The organism is Synechocystis sp. FACHB-908 (genome assembly GCF_014698595.1).
Lineage (GTDB): Bacteria > Cyanobacteriota > Cyanobacteriia > Cyanobacteriales > Microcystaceae > Synechocystis.
In genome coordinates, this window is the sequence record NZ_JACJTH010000025.1 from 1 (window position 1) to 16,558 (window position 16,558).

At 50.2% G+C, this 16,558-nt stretch carries 14 protein-coding genes; 5 read left to right on the plus strand and 9 right to left on the minus strand.

The features are described 5' to 3' along the window. From H6G46_RS08885 to H6G46_RS08905, 5 genes are all read right to left on the minus strand, one after another. Window positions 1-225: transposase (locus tag H6G46_RS08885; RefSeq protein ID WP_190759827.1), on the minus strand; the 225-nt coding region annotated here is incomplete at its 3' end. A gap of 99 nt (window positions 226-324) precedes the next feature. Next, the gene (locus H6G46_RS08890) at window positions 325-1,434 is read right to left on the minus strand and encodes a YheT family hydrolase (RefSeq protein WP_010872569.1); all 1,110 of its coding nucleotides are present in this window, start codon (window positions 1,432-1,434) and stop codon (window positions 325-327) included. A gap of 38 nt (window positions 1,435-1,472) precedes the next feature. Next, window positions 1,473-1,778, minus strand: a complete 306-nt coding sequence (locus H6G46_RS08895; RefSeq protein WP_010872568.1) for a hypothetical protein — start codon at window positions 1,776-1,778, stop codon at window positions 1,473-1,475. Window positions 1,779-1,828: 50 nt separating this feature from the next. Beyond that, a complete protein-coding gene (locus H6G46_RS08900; RefSeq protein WP_010872567.1) occupies window positions 1,829-2,233 on the minus strand; it encodes a hypothetical protein in 405 nt (134 codons plus the stop codon). A 42-nt stretch (window positions 2,234-2,275) separates the two neighbouring features. After that, window positions 2,276-3,460 (minus strand): NAD(P)H-quinone oxidoreductase subunit H, encoded by a 1,185-nt coding sequence (locus H6G46_RS08905; protein WP_010872566.1) that lies wholly within the window; start codon window positions 3,458-3,460, stop codon window positions 2,276-2,278. Window positions 3,461-3,681: 221 nt separating this feature from the next. Between H6G46_RS08905 and H6G46_RS08910 the strand changes: the two genes are divergently transcribed. Beyond that, complete coding sequence (locus tag H6G46_RS08910) at window positions 3,682-4,968, plus strand: SpoIID/LytB domain-containing protein (protein ID WP_010872565.1); 1,287 nt, start codon at window positions 3,682-3,684, stop codon at window positions 4,966-4,968. Window positions 4,969-5,063: 95 nt separating this feature from the next. Beyond that, window positions 5,064-5,279 (plus strand): hypothetical protein, encoded by a 216-nt coding sequence (locus H6G46_RS08915; protein WP_010872564.1) that lies wholly within the window; start codon window positions 5,064-5,066, stop codon window positions 5,277-5,279. A 78-nt stretch (window positions 5,280-5,357) separates the two neighbouring features. On the opposite strand, the gene cobO is transcribed toward H6G46_RS08915, so the two are convergent. After that, window positions 5,358-5,969, minus strand: coding sequence for a cob(I)yrinic acid a,c-diamide adenosyltransferase (gene cobO, locus H6G46_RS08920; protein WP_010872563.1), 612 nt, complete (start codon window positions 5,967-5,969; stop codon window positions 5,358-5,360). A 161-nt stretch (window positions 5,970-6,130) separates the two neighbouring features. On the opposite strand from cobO, the gene H6G46_RS08925 reads away from it, so the two are divergent. The 3 genes from H6G46_RS08925 to H6G46_RS08935 all read left to right on the plus strand — a co-directional run bounded on the left by H6G46_RS08925 (window position 6,131) and on the right by H6G46_RS08935 (window position 14,151). Continuing rightward, the gene (locus H6G46_RS08925) at window positions 6,131-6,574 is read left to right on the plus strand and encodes a DUF6335 family protein (protein WP_020861726.1); all 444 of its coding nucleotides are present in this window, start codon (window positions 6,131-6,133) and stop codon (window positions 6,572-6,574) included. A 105-nt stretch (window positions 6,575-6,679) separates the two neighbouring features. Beyond that, window positions 6,680-8,632, plus strand: coding sequence for an FAD-dependent oxidoreductase (locus H6G46_RS08930; protein WP_010872561.1), 1,953 nt, complete (start codon window positions 6,680-6,682; stop codon window positions 8,630-8,632). Window positions 8,633-8,901: 269 nt separating this feature from the next. Next, window positions 8,902-14,151, plus strand: coding sequence for a translocation/assembly module TamB domain-containing protein (locus tag H6G46_RS08935; protein WP_010872560.1), 5,250 nt, complete (start codon window positions 8,902-8,904; stop codon window positions 14,149-14,151). 76 nt (window positions 14,152-14,227) lie between these two features. Here the strand turns inward: H6G46_RS08935 and H6G46_RS08940 are convergent, their stop codons facing one another. The 3 genes from H6G46_RS08940 to H6G46_RS08950 form a co-directional block, all read right to left on the minus strand. After that, on the minus strand, window positions 14,228-15,340 hold the full coding sequence (locus H6G46_RS08940) for a sensor histidine kinase KdpD (RefSeq protein ID WP_010872559.1): 1,113 nt from the start codon (window positions 15,338-15,340) through the stop codon (window positions 14,228-14,230). A 231-nt stretch (window positions 15,341-15,571) separates the two neighbouring features. After that, window positions 15,572-16,144: a K(+)-transporting ATPase subunit C gene (gene kdpC, locus H6G46_RS08945; protein ID WP_010872558.1), complete on the minus strand. Its 573-nt coding sequence runs from the start codon at window positions 16,142-16,144 to the stop codon at window positions 15,572-15,574. Window positions 16,145-16,333: 189 nt separating this feature from the next. Beyond that, on the minus strand, window positions 16,334-16,540 hold the full coding sequence (locus H6G46_RS08950) for a potassium-transporting ATPase subunit F (protein ID WP_020861724.1): 207 nt from the start codon (window positions 16,538-16,540) through the stop codon (window positions 16,334-16,336). Between the last annotated feature and the right edge of the window lie 18 nt (window positions 16,541-16,558).

The window sequence follows — 16,558 nt, forward strand, 5'->3', positions numbered from 1 at the left end:
GTGCCATTGCTGGAAATAACCATAGACCGTTCGCCATTTAGGAAAATCATGGGGCAGAAGTCGCCAGGCACACCCCGTTCTGAGCATGTAAAAAATAGCATTGAGTATCTCCCGCAGACTAGTTTTCCGTTTTCTTCCCCCAGTTTTTGCTTTGGGTAAATGGGGTTCTACCAATTGCCACTGGCTATCTGTGATGTCCGTGCTGTAAAATTCTCGAATTATCATTAATTATGGTGAAAATTTTATTCTTTTCACCATTTTCCATTCTTCACCCTACTTTTCAAACACGCTCTTAGAACGGATTTGAAAATTGTGAATGATCCATTAGGCCAAAGATTTTTGATCTAACCAATCTAGGGTGCGGTGAATCGCCCAATTTTCGTCCGGGTCGTTGCTAGCCTGCTGACAGGGACCATTGGCAATGTAGCCCACATGGCCACCCTTGGGGGTTATCTGTAAATCCACACCGGTAAGTTGGTTTTGCAAGCCGGGTAATTCTTCTACTATGGCGGGATGGAACATGGGATCATCGGCGGCGTAGAGCAATAGGGTTGGTTTAACAATTTTGCTCAACAGGGGCAAGGCACTGCTGACTTCGTAATAATCTTCCACAGAGGCCAATCCGAGGCGATCGATCACCAAATTGTGGTCAAAGCCCCAAATAGTATTAGCCCGTTCAATGGCTTGGGAATCAAATTCCCCCGGATGGTGACGATGCAATTGCCAAGCCAATTCCTTCAGCTTGTTGGCGATCGCCTTTTCCAAATATCGTCCCACTGGATGGCTGGTTAAATAATTGAGGGAGCGCTGGGAATCAAGGCTAGGGCAAATGGCCATGGCTCCCCCAATGTCTGTGGGAGAAAAGGAAGTTAGCATTGCGTCGTTGTTACCCCAATCTGCCAAAGTTTGACCCTTATAAACCCCCCAGAGAGAAAGCTGACCCCCCAGGGAATAACCCCCAAACCAAAAGGGGCCGGGGTAACCCAAAGCCTTTGCTTGGGCGGCTAAATAAACAAAATCTTCCCCTTCATATAAACCGTCGGAGGTGAGGGTAGGGGAGAGTTCCGCCGTTTTACCGTGGGCGCGCCAGTCAAACAAAATTACGTCATAGTGCCGTTCATAGGCCCAGCGTCCCCATTGTCGCAAAAAGCCTTGATCTTCCAGGGAGCCAGTGATGCCATAGGTGGCAATTAATGTCCCCTTAGCTTGGGAAGGAATGGGCGATCGCCAAACATGGAGGGGCACTCCTTGGGAGCCGGTCATTACCTGGCTGATGTATTCAGGTTCCCTCGTCCGGGCTGAGTTTAAGCAACGTTGATTGGCCACAAAGGCAGTGTAGAGAGTCATGGCCAAGCCCGATGATAGATACCAAGGGGGAGTAAACCGGGGCCAAGCTTGACACTTTTCGGACGGGGCCAACAAAGGCGATCGCATAAATTGAAGTTTAGTTAAGGGCTATGCAATCCAACCCGCTAAGGAATGGGAATGGCATCAATCTGTAATTTAACCTTTTCGTCGGGATAGCTGGCTAAACGGATCGACACACTGCGCACCGAATCCGGCAGCGGGCCAAATAACTCGATGGTGCCTTTATACGCTTGGCGATCGCCGGGTAAGGAAGGAGGCAAAGAATCAGTAAAGGAACTCAATAAATTATTATCCTGGTCCCTGACTTCCAAAAAACTATACAAAAACTCCACTTCCTCCGAGCCATTATTTTGTAAGCTCACCGCCAACTGCAGTGTACGGCGATCTTGGGTAATATTCTCTACCCGCATCAAGACCCCTTGATTTTCGTCGCTGACTAGGGGGCTTGCAGCATTAGAATCTAAGACTTTTTTTCCGTCTCCGTCTCCACTTCAGACTTTTCTTGTCCCTGGTCTGCGTTGGCAGAGTTGGTTTCCCCCTTGGGTAGTTTCTGTTGTTTCTTAATATATGCCCTAGTTTCTTTCGCCACCTGTTGAATATTGACGGGCTCAAACTTGGCACCGGATTCCGACCCATCTGTGGGTTTTTCCCCTGGCTCATCCCCAGGCGGAATAATGAACTGCTCCATGGGGTTACTGGGCGGTTGCACAACCCCCTCCAGGGCCGCATCCCCCAATTTATAGCTAATAAAGGCCGTAGCCCCCATGCCAGCCAACACCGCTAGGAAAAGGGCTAGGGGACTGAAGACAAAATCACCAAAATTGAATTTAGAGCGACGCTTAGCTTTAACGACCTCATTAGCCATGGGAAAAGGGAGAAAAATTTAATTAGAACTGGGCAACGTCACCTAGCGGTCCACCGATCCCATGATAATATCGATACTACCGAGGATCGCCATGATGTCTGCCACCTTCACCCCCTTGAGGATGTGGGGCAGAATTTGCAGGTTGTTGAAGTCCGCAGAACGGATTTTCCAACGCCAGGGGAACACATCGTCATTGCCTTGAATGAAAATACCCAATTCTCCCTTACCGCTTTCCAAGCGCACGTAATGTTCGCCGGCAGGAATCTTAAAGGTGGGAGCAACTTTTTTGGCAATATACTGGTATTGGAAATCATTCCATTCGGATTTTTTGCCTTCTTGGAGTCGTTTAGCTTCCAGATTTTCGTAGGGGCCACCAGGCATGGCTTTGAGGGCCTGACGAATGATCTTAACCGACTCCCGCATTTCCCGAATTCTGACTAGGTAACGGGCAAAACAGTCCCCAGCGGTTTCGTACTGCACTTCCCAATCAAGCTCGTCGTAGCACTCGTAATGATCCACCTTACGCAGGTCCCATTTCACCCCGGAACCTCGGAGCATGGGGCCCGATAATCCCCAGTTAATGGCTTCTTCCCTGGTCACAGTGCCCACCCCCTCCACCCGGCGACGGAAAATGGGGTTGTTGGTAATTAGTTTTTCGTACTCGTCAACCTTGGGCAAAAAGTAGTCACAAAAGTCCTCGCATTTATCATTCCAACCGTAGGGCAAATCCACAGCTACCCCACCAACGCGGAAATAATTATTGTTGATCAACCGCATGCCAGAAGCAGCTTCCCACAGATCATAAATCATTTCCCGTTCCCGGAAAATATAAAAGAAGGGAGTTTGGGCCCCCACGTCCGCCATAAAGGGACCAAGCCAAAGTAAATGGTTGGCGATGCGGTTCAGTTCCAGCATGATCACCCGGATATACTGGGCCCGCTTAGGAACTTCAATGTCGGCTAGCTTTTCTGGAGCATTGACGGTAATAGCTTCGTTGAACATACCGGCGGCGTAGTCCCAACGACTAACGTAGGGAACGTACATAATATTGGTACGACTTTCAGCGATCTTTTCCATGCCCCGATGCAGATAACCAATCACCGGTTCACAGTCCACCACGTCCTCCCCATCCAGGGTCACAATCAAACGTAACACCCCGTGCATAGACGGGTGATGGGGCCCCATGTTGAGCACCATTGGTTCGGTTCTGGTTTCAATCTTGGTCATACCCGGTTAACTGCTATCGGCAGAGATGTGGTGTGGTTTTAATGAGAAAATCTCTTTAGCAAATCATATGGCATGGCCATTGGGGAGGCAAGGCGGCATTACTGCTCTTTGGTGATCCCCGCCGGCCTTTTGGGGGAAACCGGCCTACAATATTCAAAGTTTTGTTGTTTTGCTTCCAATGGGCTGGAGCGGGGTGTGGTTTGAAAAATTTTTCTGGTGGCATGAAAAAATTAACGTCCTTTCCCTTCCCTTTATTCAAGTTATTCAAATCTCTTAAGTCTTCTAAAAGTTTTTCTTTTCAGGCGATCGCCGGCCGTTGGCCGATGTCCCGTAAATGGGCATTAATGCTAATTCCCCTCGCTTCCATTGGTACTATTCCTCTGTTGTTGGCTTGGAGTGGTTATGGGGAAGACCCCAATGCCATCGCCAATGGCAAAACTAATAGCGGTACCGAAGTAATGGCCGACATGGCCGGGGAAGAATTGATTAAAACCCTGCCGCCCCTGAGCCAAATTCCCTCCCCTCCTGGTTCTCCGGCTTCGGGCTTAAAAAGTCCCCGTCCCATCACTGCCGAAAATTTAGCGAAAAGTGCCCCGGCAACCCCCACTGGGCCAGCGGGTAATATTTCAAATCGTGCTGTTACATTCCCGGCACTTGGGAACAGCGCCCCTGTTCAAAATACCAATACCGCTTCGGTTCCATCTGCCCCGCAATCCCCAGCCTCCGGTAGTCCCCAAACAGCTCCAGCACCGCCCCCCATGGCCAGTCCAGTGGACTACACTCCCCCACCGTTGGAAATTCGGGTCGGCATTCAAAGAGATGTACCCAGTGTGGCGATCGCCGTTTCCAGTCAAGGATATCTCCAGGACCGCCAAGGCCAAGGGCTGATGAGTCTCAATGCTGGCCAAGGAATTAACGTCACTGCCCAAGGTAACAGTCTCCTGATTAACGGTCGTTCTGTTCCCGGCGTAGTCTGGTTTACGGCCGACGCCAATGGTTACCTGGCCGTAGGCGATCGTTGGTACCGGGGACGGGTGTTGTTAGTGCCCAGGGGCGACAAGGTTTTGGCAGTCAACTACGTCAACTTAGAACATTATCTAACCAGTGTAGTCGGTAGCGAAATGCACTCCACCGCCCCCACCGAAGCCCTCAAAGCCCAGGCGATCGCCGCCCGTTCCTATGCCCTGGTCCATATGGTACGCCCCGCCAGCCAGTGGTTTGACCTGGGGGATACCCAAAGATGGCAAGTTTATAAGGGCATCGGCAGTGAGCAGGGCCCTTCCCACAATGCTGTTACTTCCACCCTCGGCCAGGTGTTGAGCCATAACGGTGGTGTGGTGGAATCCCTCTATGCTTCTACGGATGAAATTGTGGCCCGGGTACATAAGGGGAGGGGCATGAGCCAGTATGGAGCCTACGACCTAGCCCGTCAGGGTTATAACTATCAGCAAATTCTCAATCGTTACTATCCTGGGGTGGAAGTGGCTCGGGTAGTGTTAAAAAACTGAGCGATTACTTTCCCGGATGCTTCCGTTTTGGCGATAAAGTATAGGCAGTTACTAATCAATTTTCTTATTCCAGTTTTCTCACCCCCAGCAAAACTATGAGCACCCAAGATAAAGCCCGTGAACTTCTGGCCAAAGAGCGTCAAAACGAACAGCAACTTCATGAAAATATGGCGGCTCGGGCGGCGGAAACCGAACTAACCGTAGCGGAAGACTTGGATGAGAAAGCCAGGGAATTGTTAGCAGAGGAACGGCAACAGGAAAAGCATGTGGAAGAAACAATGCTTAGTCGCTCCACCGAAGAGTTGAGTTAGTTTTTCCTAAACCCTTGCCTCAATAGTTTTTTCAGTGGTTACCCTAGGGGTTAGGGCGCTATTCTTCCTGTACAGGGACTAAAACTCAATGCCGGGTTGGGCCTTAACATTTTGCTCCCGGAAAGGATGTTTGATCAGGGTCATTTCTGTGACTAAATCGGCCCGGTCAATCAATGGTTGGGGTGCTCCCCGGCCTGTCAAAATAACGTGATTAGATTCCGGCTTCCCTTGCAGGCCGGCTAGTACTGTTTCCACGTCCAGATAGCCCAGCTTTAACGCCACATTTACCTCATCCAGTAGGACTAGTTGGTAATCGGGATTGCGGATATACTCCAGGGCTTTTTGCCACGCTGCATGGGCGATCGCCTGGTCCCGTTGCCGGTCTTGAGTTTCCCAGGTAAAACCTTCTCCCAGGGCCAAAAAAGTTAATTGGTCTTGCCAAGGGGTAAAGGCCGCTTTTTCCGCCGGTTCCCAGGCCCCTTTGATGAATTGAATAATTCCTACCCGATAACCATGACCCAGGGACCGCAACACCATGCCCAGGGCGGCGGTGGTTTTTCCTTTGCCGTTGCCGGTGTGAACAATTACCAGACCTTTCTCTGCCTTAGCAGAGGCAATGCGCTCATCCTGTAAAGCTTTGCGCTTTTGCATCTTAATTTTGTACTGCTCGTCGGACAGGGAATTGACCATGGTAACTGTTAAGAATTTCTGCAAAAATTGTAACTCTTACGGGGGACAAATGTTAAGAATTTGTTGTGAAAACTGCGATGATCCCCATTTTTATTTACGATAACAATAGATTAAAAAATCAATATTTTAGAAAAACTTCTAGCAATAGAGGAGAGATGAAAATGGATATCAATCAATATTTTGCCAATTGTAGTGATGATTATCTCGATTCTGAACAAGATAATTCTGAGCAACTTTTGCTGGCAGATCTAACAGGATCAGAAGAGGATGGCATTTTTTTTGATGGTTTAACTGACCGAGATACGGGTTTTGGTCATGTGGTTAGATTAATGAGAATGCCCCACCTGGACAATGGCAACCTCAGCGGTGGTGATCCCGATGACAATTGGTATCAAGCGGAAGTGGTAGGGGAAGAAGCCGTGGGGGGCGACAATCCTACTCCCGATCAGAATGTGACGGAAGGATTACTGCAATCCATGGGCATTGCCAGTGTGGACGGTAGGCCGGTGGCCACAGTGAGAAACTTTGGGGCTAGGGATGAACGTCGTTGGGAGTTGGATCCCGATTCCGCCGAAGACCATCAAAATCCCCAGGACGAAGACTAAATTCAAATTGAGTTTTGGGTAGAAAGTTTTGGGATAGAGCGATTAGAATCAGGGCTGAACTATTTACTGCCCCCCTAGCTCTTATTTTTACCGTCTGCCTTTTGCATGACTGAATTACCCCCCAATCCTAATTCCACCGTTGTTTCCCGTCGTACTGCGCTCAAGCTTTTAGGGGTGGGTACCCTGGGGGGCGCCATTGGTTATTCCCGTTTAGCTAAGCCCCAGCCGGCCCGGTACGATACTGATCGCCTAGATTTGCCGCAATATTTGTCCCAACTAAAGTCGGTGGTGGTGGTGGGAGCTGGTTTAGCTGGTTTAGCTTCAGCCTATGAACTGAGCAAGCGGGGCTTTAAGGTTACCCTTTTGGAAAAATCGCCAAATTTAGGGGGCAAGGTGGCGGGCTGGCCCATCCAGGTGGGGGAAGAAACTTTCCAGATGGAGCACGGTTTCCACGGCTTTTTCCCCCAGTATTACAACCTCAAAAGCATTGTTAATGAATTGGCGATCGCCGACAATTTTCGTTCCCTTGATTTCTATTCTTTAGTCTTTAAAGAGGGCTATGAGCCGGAGGTGTTTCGCCCTAGCCATTCCGCCTTTCCCTGGAATATTGTCGATCTGACCATTTCTTCCCCGAACCGATTGCGCTGGGGCATTAATTTAACCAAGCCTGCCCATTGGCAAGTTTTTCGAGCCATTACAGGTTTTCAAATTCCCAAAAGCTATGACCAACTAGATAGCATCACCGTCAGTGATTGGGTGGCGAAGGGTTTCCCCAAAGGTTTGTACGATCTTTACTTCCTACCCTTTGCCAAATCTAGCTTGAACGCCCCCGATGTGTTGAGTGCGGGGGAATTGATGCAGTTTTTCCATTTTTACTTTTTCGGTAATCCCGAAGGCCTAGCTTTTAATGGCACCAAGGACGATATGGTGACTAGTTTGGTCATGCCTATGGTGGAATCCATCAAAGCCCACGGCGGACAAATCATCACCGAAGCCACCGTTAGTGCGATTAACTGTGACCAAGGTTTAATCCAATCCCTCCAGTATGTGCAGGGGGATGATCCGGTCAGCGATGTGCCGTTTACTGTGCCCCGCAATGATCTGCTTACCCAGGCAAACCCAGGGGGGAATGTTTACTATGGCGCTGGCGATCGGGTTTATTGGGCTAAGCCAGAAGGAAAAGAAGCTCTATCCCTCACCTGTAGCCATCAAGGTTGCACCGTTGCCAAACAGGAGAATGGTCAATTTATCTGTCCTTGCCATGGCGCTGTGTATGATGCGGATGGTCAAGTTATCCAAGGGCCAGCTAAGCGAAATTTAGCCAAGTTTGCGGTTAAACCGGGAAGTAGTGCCACGGAAGTACAGTTGGTGTCCCGCACCAAGGACAAACCACCGGCGCAAACCCTCAAAGCAGATTATTATGTGCTGGCGGCGGATGTAGTGGGCATGAAAAACCTGGCCGATCGCCTGGGGGGAGATGTTAATCCCCAATTTGTCCAACAGGTGAAAAACCTAGCGGTGGCGGATCCCTTTGCAGTGGCCCGGTTTTGGTTTGATCAAGATTTTGAATGGCCCCACAGTAACTTCGCCTCCCTATCCGGTTACCGTTTAACCGATAGCATTACCCTTTATCACCGAATCCAAAATCAATTTATTGCCTGGGCGGAACGCACCGGGGGCAGTGTGGTGGAGTTACACGCCTATTGCTACAAAGAAAAAGAGTTCCCCACCCAGGGGGATTTGTTAGCCACCTTTGAGCAGGAATTGTACGAAATTGTCCCCTCGTTAGCTACGGCAAAACTCCTACACCGGGAATTGGTTAACCAGAAAAATTTCTCCGGTTTTCCCCCCAACAGCTACGGCGATCGCCCGGAGACGGAAACTCCGGTGGCCAATCTTTTGTTCGCTGGGGATTGGGTGAAAATGCCCTTTCCCTGCGGTTTGATGGAGCGGGCCATCAGCAGTGGGCTATTATCAGCCAACGCCATTTGTCATCAAGAGGGTTTGCAACGGCGGGAATTGTTAACGGTGATGCCCGAGGGAATTTTGCAAATTTAGCCCTAGTTTAGCCTTCGGTCTAGAACAGTGCTGGACTATTTATGGTGGGAAATCATTGTTGATTCAGATTGATCAGCAGGATTGATCAACTCTCCCGCGCCAATATCGGCGCAGAAAAACTAGGGTAAAAGGAACAAGAGCAAGGTTCTACTCCGTCTCCCTGGTGGTGATGGTATGACTAAGATGAATTGGATCTGGTTTGCCCAGGATTTTGCTGGCTAGTGTTAGCCTAACAGGGTGGTTGTGGGGAATGAATAGCGCCTGAAATTATGGTCACCGATCGCCAAAAGTCTGAGTCCCCCTTGGGGGTGCCCCGGTTAGCAGAGCATTCCAGGGCGGTTTTCCCCTGGGCAATGGTGGTGGGCTTTAGCAGTGGCGTGGTAGTGGCGATCGCCGGGGGGGTGACCTACGGTCATTATTGGGTGCAACGAAATGTGTCTCCCTTGGTGGGGCAAGCGGTGGAACATTTCTTGAATCGTCCGGTGGAGTTGGGGCCATTAACCAGTGTTTCCCTCACCCATCTAGAATTTGGTGCCACTAGCATTCCGGCTACAGCCACCGACCCCAACTGGGTACAACTCCAAAGTTTAAAGATTAGCTATAACCCCTGGCAATATCTCCAAGATGAACATCTCGGGCTGACCATCACCGCCATGGAACCCCAAGCCTATTTTGAACAGGGGCGATCAGGGCAGTGGTGGCATACAGAGATGGGGCAATTAGCGGAAGATTTTCCCTTCCAACTGGAAAAATTAATTGTTCGTCGGGGTCGGGGCACGGTGGTTAGTCGCAACGGTCACCAAGCTCTCAATCAACCCATTCAATTACGGTTAAATGATGCCCAATTTTGGCAAGGGTCGAACCAAGAGCTTTTCCGTTTTCGTCTCCAAGGTCAACTGTTACCCCTGGTGGAGCGCCACAGTTACCTAAATTTGGAGGGAACGATTGACCCAGCCCAGGAACGCTGGCAACTCCAGGTCAAAAGTCGCCATTTACCCCTCACCGCCCTCAAGCAAATTTTGCCCCTACCGCTGAATTTTCAAAGGGGTACCCTAGACAGTGACTTGGCGATCGCCGTTGAGGATCAACAACTGGCTTCCCTGGATGGGGAGGTGGATTTACACCAAGCTAGTTTGCAACTGCCCCAACTGGCCCGCCCCTTAACTGCCATTAATGGCCCTCTAACTTTCCAAGGTCGCAAAATTCAACTGGGACAAGTGAAAGGACAATTGGGAGAAATTCAAGCCCAAAGCAAGGGTCACATTGACTGGCAGGATGGCTTTAACCTGGCGATCGCCACCGCACCGTTGGAAGTCAACAAAATTTTCCAGGGGCTACAGTTTCCCCCGGCCACCATGCCCATCAGTGGTCAATTAAGTTCCACGGTCACCATTCAAGGGCCTCTCGAAAATCCGCAAATTAACGTCGCCCTACAAAAAGCAGGTAAAAATTCCCTCCAGATTGAAAACTTAGCCCTAGATGATTTCCAAGCCAACGTCAACCTAGAAGGCGATCGGGTGGTGGTGAAACATTTTCAGGCTTCACCCCACAGCGGCGGTAACCTAACCGGATCGGGGCAAATTCAAGCCCACAGACAAGGAAATAAACTGGATTGGCAACCGTTCCAACTGCATATTCAGGCTGACAAAGTTGATGTGCAACCCTGGTTAGAGGGGGATTTAAGTGCCCAATTACCACCCGTTTTACCCCTATCAGGGCAAGCCCAAATCACAGGAAAATTATCTGAACCTCCTACTTGGCAGGCCCAGGCCCAAGCTGATGTTGCCCTCGCAGGGGGATTGGTTAAAACCAACGATTTTGCCTACCAGGGAGGGCAATGGCAAGGCAATTTTCAACTGCAGAATTTATCCCTTAGCACTTTCGACACGGCATCAATCCCAGACAGTTTCAAGCAGGGCAAATTGCAAGCCCAGGTGTGGGCTGAGGGCAATCAGCAAGACCAGTCACCATTGCAGCTACAGGGTCAAGGGCAAGTAACTCTACCCCAGGGCACCGTGGCGATCGACCAATTTCAACTCCAGGGTAAACAATGGCAAGGGGTTTTTGTGGCGAAAAATATTTCCCTGGCAACCCTGCCCGGTATGGATCAATCCTGGTCGGGAACTTTGGCTGGGAACTGGACTGGCAAGGGAGAACTAGACCAACCTCTGCCGCAATGGGATTTAGCCGGGGCTGGGCAATGGCATTCCCCCCAGGGGACAGTAAACATTGAAAAATTCAGTGTAGGGGAGGAAAACTTCACTGCCCAACTCAACTCGGAGGGCATAGATTGGCAGGCTTTGCGCATTGGTCAACCGGGGCAGGTGGCGGGAAAATTGAGTCTAACCGGGCGGTGGACTGGGGAAACGGCTCAGTTGACGAACTTAACAGGAAATTTAATTAGCTCCCAGGGTTGGCAATTATTATCCGACCCCGTGGCGATCGCCTTTGACTGGCAAGGCTCCCAGCTTAAGTTAAGCCAACTCCGTAGCAAGGGTTTAAACGCCCGGGGAAATCTACAAATTGCCATTGCTGGGGTTAAAACCGGTTTTGATTTCCAAGCGGCAATCAAGGCTATGGACCTCCAGGTGGAGGCTACTGGGTTACCCCTAGCCAAAATTATTCCCACTCCCCCAGGGGCTCCGTTGGCGGGAAATTTAGATTTCAAGGGAGATGTGACTGGCTCCGGTGGGCAACCTTTATGGCAAGGGCAATTGGCAGTGAACCATTTGCAGTTAGGGGAATTTAAATTTGCCTCCCGTTTAAGGGGTGAGGCGGAAAAAGATCCGCAGGGATTACAGTTGGCTCTCCAGGGAGAAGGGGAACAAATTCGCCTCAGTTTAGACCCCAAGCACCAACCAACGGCGGTGTTATTTAAGCGGGGACCATGGCAACTGGCAGGGCAAAAACAGGCTGACCAATGGTCTTTAACAGCCCATTCCTTACCCCTAGAGGCTTTGCAAAATAGTCTGCCCTTAGCCCTTACCCTTGTTCCCAATGGCGACAAATCTTTAACGGATTCCTTGGCCAAACTCCAGAGCCAACCTTGGGGAGGACAATTGTCGGGGCATTTTCAGCTTGACCTGGCCCAAAAAACGGCGATCGCCACTAGGGTTAATATCAAGCAACCCCGTTGGGGTAATTTTAGCGCCCAGGATTTAACCGGCAATTTTCGCTACGGCCAGGGGCAACTAACGGTGGACAATGGTCGTTTGCGCCATGGCCAGAGTACAGTTTTAGTGCAGGGGCAAGCCAATTTCCAAGGCGATCAACCCCAGTGGGGCGGGGAAATTAGTTTCCGTCAAAGCCGGATTGAAGATGTTTTAACGGCTCTGCAACTGTTCACCTGGGAAGATTTTGGCCGGGGTTTTCAGCCCCCCATTTACGGTACTGCTAAGGATTTATACGGTGAAATAGGCAAAGATTTAGACCAAGAAAATTTGCCACCGCTGGTTAGTGTGGGCAATGCCTTGGATGATCTGGCCACTCAATTTAATCAACTGGCCCAGAGTGAAGCTAGCTTGGCCCCAACGGAGACCAATCATGAACCTGTACCAGATTTAGACCAACTGCGGGGACAACTGCAGGGCAAAATTACCGTGGAGAAACGGGAAGACTCTCCCCTGGCGGCCAACTTTAACCTTTGGGGCCAAGATTGGCAGTGGGGCGACCATGGGCTGGGGCAATTGCAATTGGCGGGGCGCTGGCAGGGGGATAATCTTAGCTTTGCTCCCCTGGAACTACGAAGTGGCGATCGATTTTTGCGGGTAACAGGGTCACTGGGACCCCAGGGCCAACAGGGAGAAATTCAACTCCATCAACTACCCCTTGGTCCCTTAGCCAAAATTTTACGTCTCCCGGCCCACTTTGCTCCAGAGGGGGATGTATTTGCTGATTTTCGCCTCCGGGGTAGCCGGCGGGACCCTCAATTCCAGGGCAAAGTGCAAATTAAAGAGAATCGCTTTGGTCCTTTAGCGCTGGAAAAAACTGAGGGGGATTTTAGTTACCAGGCTGGTCGCTTAGATTTTCAGTTACAAAGTCTGGTTAATTCCCTCACGGAACCCCTGCAATTACAGGGTAGTGTGCCCTACGTCTTTCCTTTTGCTAGCCAAGCCCCCAACAGTGATCATTTTTCCGTAGCGTTAAAGTTAAAAAATGACAGTTTGAAGTTGATCAACCTACTCAGCCGTGGACAATTAAGTTGGCTAGGCGGTCAGGGAGAAGTGGATTTAGCTTTGTTGGGTTGCCTTGATCCCTATAAACAAACCCTGTACCAACTCCAGGGGCTGGGGGAAATTACCATCCACAATGGGGCGATCGCCGCTCAGATGTTACCAGATAAGCCCTTAACCCAGGTCAATGCCCAAATTACGGCGGACTTAAATACGCTCCAGGTCACCAATTTAACTGGGCAGATTAGTGGCGGGAGATTAGCGATGGTGGGCAGTCTACCCCTGCAAAATGCCTTACCCGATGTGGACCAGGGTTTACAACTAAGCTTAAATAATTTGGCGGTGGATATTCCCAATTTGTACCAAGGGGCTTTGGGGGGATTGGTGCAGATTACCGGCACGGCGATCGCCCCCCAAATAGGAGGTCAATTAGCCCTGGGCAATGGCAATATCTCCGTGGGGCAAACCCTACCTACCTTGGGTTCCGGTGCTTCTTCCCAGCGGGGCTTAACGTTCAACAACTTAAACTTGGTGTTGGCGGAAAATATCCGGGTGCAAAATTTACCTTTTCTCGATTTTGCCGCCGCTGGCCAAGTGACCCTGAATGGTACCCCACAAAATTTACGTCCTGAGGGGGAAATTAAGCTCAAAGGGGGCCAGGTGAATCTATTTGCCAGCCAATTAAGGTTGGATAATAACCAAAATAACAGCGTTTATTTTCTGCCCCAGCGGGGTTTGGACCCCTATCTCGATTTATATTTGCTCAGTTCCGTCAGTGAAACAAGCCGCAATATTGCTAATCGTCCTTCCCAATCCTCCGAGATTCCAGAACCCTTTAGTGCTAACCAAGACAGCCTACAAACGGTGCGTATCCAAGCCCACATTAATGGCTATGGCAGTGAGATTAACCAAAATATTCAGCTCACCAGTACCCCCCGGCGATCGCCGCAGGAAATTATTACGTTGTTAGGGGGCGGTGTGCTCAGTACCCTTGGTCAGGATAGTACTCAAACCACAGTGGGGCTAGCTAATTTGGCCGGGTCCGCAGTGTTGGGCCCAGTCCAGGGGCGCATTGGGGAAGCTTTAGGACTAAGTGAATTTCGCATTTTTTCCACTCCCTTAATGAACGAAGGCGATCGCCTCCAGGGAAATCAAATTGGAGTAGCGGCGGAAGCTGGAATTGATATTACCCCCCAAATAGGAGTGTCGGTGCAAAAAATCATCAACTCTGATCGCCTACCCCAGTGGGGCTTGGAATACCGGGTTAACGACAGCACTGTGATCCGGGGGTCTAGCAATTTCCAAGACGACAGCCGGGGCATAGTGGAATTTCAAAAAAGGTTTTAGCCTTTGCTAGCCGGAGGTCTCAACTTTATGGGGGGAGCATGTTAGTGACGGTAGTCAGTTCCTAGGTAAAAATGATTTAGCCATTGGCAATGATGTGCAGATCAACAGTGGGCAAACAGCGCATTAACCGTTGAATAATGGAACCCTTGATCAGTAAATGCCACCGCGATCGCCGACTTTCCCCCAACACAATTTGGGTGATGCGATAGGTTGTGGCCACCTGGGCAATGGCCCCCACCACGTTGTCGGATTCCTGGCGAATAAATTCCCCTTCAAACTCCTGGGTCAGATGTTGACAAGTTTCCACATGGAGTGCCTCCACCTTGGAGAGAAACTGATTGGTGGGAGCCACAAACAAGACAAATAGACGACCATTCATTTGACTGGCAATGCGCCCCCCCCGTCGCAATAATTGAATGGAATTGGGGTAGGTGGAAATACACACCAAAATCCGTTCGTGGACAGCACAGTGATTAGTCTGTTGATCATGGCGACTATTTTCCTCAATATTGTTGGCCACTTCCCGCAAAGCCAGTTCCCTCAGGGCCACCAAATTCTGGCGCTTGAAAAAGTTTTGCAGGGCTTGGTTGATTTTGTCCTGGGCGTAAATTTTGCCTTCCTGCAAACGCTCTTGCAAGGTTTCTGGGGTAACATCAACCACTACCACTTCGTCAGCTTCATCCAAAAGGCGATCGGGCACCCGTTCCCGCACCACCACCCCGGAAATTTTATACACCAAATCATTGAGGCTTTCTAGATGTTGAATGTTGATGGTGGAATAGACGTCAATGCCTGCGGCCAAAATAAGTTCCACATCTTGATAGCGTTTTTCCCGCTCCGCACCGGGGATGTTAGTATGGGCCAACTCATCCACTAACGCCAACTGCGGCGATCGGGCCAGAATGGCTCCGGTATCCATTTCCAGCAACGATCGCCCTTGCCAAATCATGGTTCTGAGGGGGACTTGCTCCAGACCAATGGCTTTTTGGGCCGTTTCCTCCCGGCCGTGGGTTTCCAACAGGCCAATCACCACGTCAAAGCCTTCCTGCTTGAGCTGTTGCCCCTCCTCCAACATGCGATAGGTTTTGCCAACCCCCGGGGCCATGCCAATGAAAATTTTGTGTTTACCCCGCCGGTGAGGGGGGGACGCCGCTGGAGTCAAGGAACTGGATTGACCGGCATGGATCATGGTGATGGGGCAGAGGGGATTTGCAGAAAGCAGAGGGGCCTGCCTCGGTCCGTCGTTGAACGGTCTAAGTTTTCATGGGCAGGACGATAGGTCGGATCAAGGTTTCAATTCCCAACCCGGTGTAGCTCATAGGTAAGGGAAGTTGAATGCAAACTCTGGCTAACCATGGCCCGTAGGCGATCGCCGTGGTGAACCACAAGAATTTTTGCTTGAAACATCAGAGGCAAGGGTTTAACGGTTATCGAGGGCCAGGTTGAGGGTGAGGACATTGACCCCAGGCTCACCAAAAATGCCAAGGAAGCGCCCCTCAGTGTGTTTAGTTATCAGGCTTTGCAACTCCTGGGGAGGAATAGATCTGGCCTTGGCCACCCGGTCGAACTGGGCTTGGGCCGCCGCTGGGCTAATGTGGGGATCAAGCCCTGACCCAGAGCTGTAAAGCAAATCGGCAGTGGGTTGCACGGCATTGTCCTCTAAGCGTTGGGCCTCTGCTTCAATGCGGGATAAAAGGTCAGGATTACTGGGAGCTAGGTTGCTTGCACCGGAAATGCCCGTGGGGGAAGCATCTGCCCCTTCACTGTAGTTAATGGCACTGGGGCGACTCCAAAAATAGCCCTCCTCGGTGAAGGTTTGTCCGATCAAAGCCGAACCCACAACTTGCCCCTGGGAATCAGTGATCAGGCTACCATTGGCCTGGTAGGGAAAGACCAGTTGACCAATCACTAATACGATCGCCGGGTAAATGAGGGCTGTTAAAATCCAAAGCAGGGCAGTACTGCGTAAACTAATCACAAAATTGCGAATCATGGCAAAGTTTTAGAGTTTTTTTGAAAGGTTTTATTTTGCCCCCTAAATTTCCCAATAATGGAGGATTTTTACTTAACTTCCCCCTAATTTTTTTGGGGGGGCAGGGGGCGTTTGAAAGATGCTTTTAGGCAAAATATCAGGTTAGTAATGGAGCATAAAAATTAACCAAACTAGTTTGAAAAAGTAACCTTAAAAACGTTCCGGCTCAATAATTACCATGGCCAGGTAAACAGCCAATCCCAGAACAATGATTACTAGGAGGCCAAGGGCATAGGCCGTTCCCCGGTCAATGGCGCCGTTACCAGCAGCATAAATGGGGGAGGCGATCGCCAAATTGCATAAAGTCGCCAGCAAGATGATGCGGCCAATGACGGAGGTTTTAGAAGTAGAAAACATCGGAGTTGGAGTAAAGGA

Coding starts and splice junctions, on each gene's coding strand:
- H6G46_RS08890 (WP_010872569.1), bottom strand. CDS start 1,434: ATGCGATCGCCTTTGTTGGCCCCGTCCGAAAAGTGTCAAGCTTGGCCC.
- H6G46_RS08895 (WP_010872568.1), bottom strand. CDS start 1,778: ATGCGGGTAGAGAATATTACCCAAGATCGCCGTACACTGCAGTTGGCG.
- H6G46_RS08900 (WP_010872567.1), bottom strand. CDS start 2,233: ATGGCTAATGAGGTCGTTAAAGCTAAGCGTCGCTCTAAATTCAATTTT.
- H6G46_RS08905 (WP_010872566.1), bottom strand. CDS start 3,460: ATGACCAAGATTGAAACCAGAACCGAACCAATGGTGCTCAACATGGGG.
- H6G46_RS08910 (WP_010872565.1), top strand. CDS start 3,682: ATGAAAAAATTAACGTCCTTTCCCTTCCCTTTATTCAAGTTATTCAAA.
- H6G46_RS08915 (WP_010872564.1), top strand. CDS start 5,064: ATGAGCACCCAAGATAAAGCCCGTGAACTTCTGGCCAAAGAGCGTCAA.
- cobO (WP_010872563.1), bottom strand. CDS start 5,969: ATGGTCAATTCCCTGTCCGACGAGCAGTACAAAATTAAGATGCAAAAG.
- H6G46_RS08925 (WP_020861726.1), top strand. CDS start 6,131: ATGGATATCAATCAATATTTTGCCAATTGTAGTGATGATTATCTCGAT.
- H6G46_RS08930 (WP_010872561.1), top strand. CDS start 6,680: ATGACTGAATTACCCCCCAATCCTAATTCCACCGTTGTTTCCCGTCGT.
- H6G46_RS08935 (WP_010872560.1), top strand. CDS start 8,902: ATGGTCACCGATCGCCAAAAGTCTGAGTCCCCCTTGGGGGTGCCCCGG.
- H6G46_RS08940 (WP_010872559.1), bottom strand. CDS start 15,340: ATGATCCATGCCGGTCAATCCAGTTCCTTGACTCCAGCGGCGTCCCCC.
- kdpC (WP_010872558.1), bottom strand. CDS start 16,144: ATGATTCGCAATTTTGTGATTAGTTTACGCAGTACTGCCCTGCTTTGG.
- H6G46_RS08950 (WP_020861724.1), bottom strand. CDS start 16,540: ATGTTTTCTACTTCTAAAACCTCCGTCATTGGCCGCATCATCTTGCTG.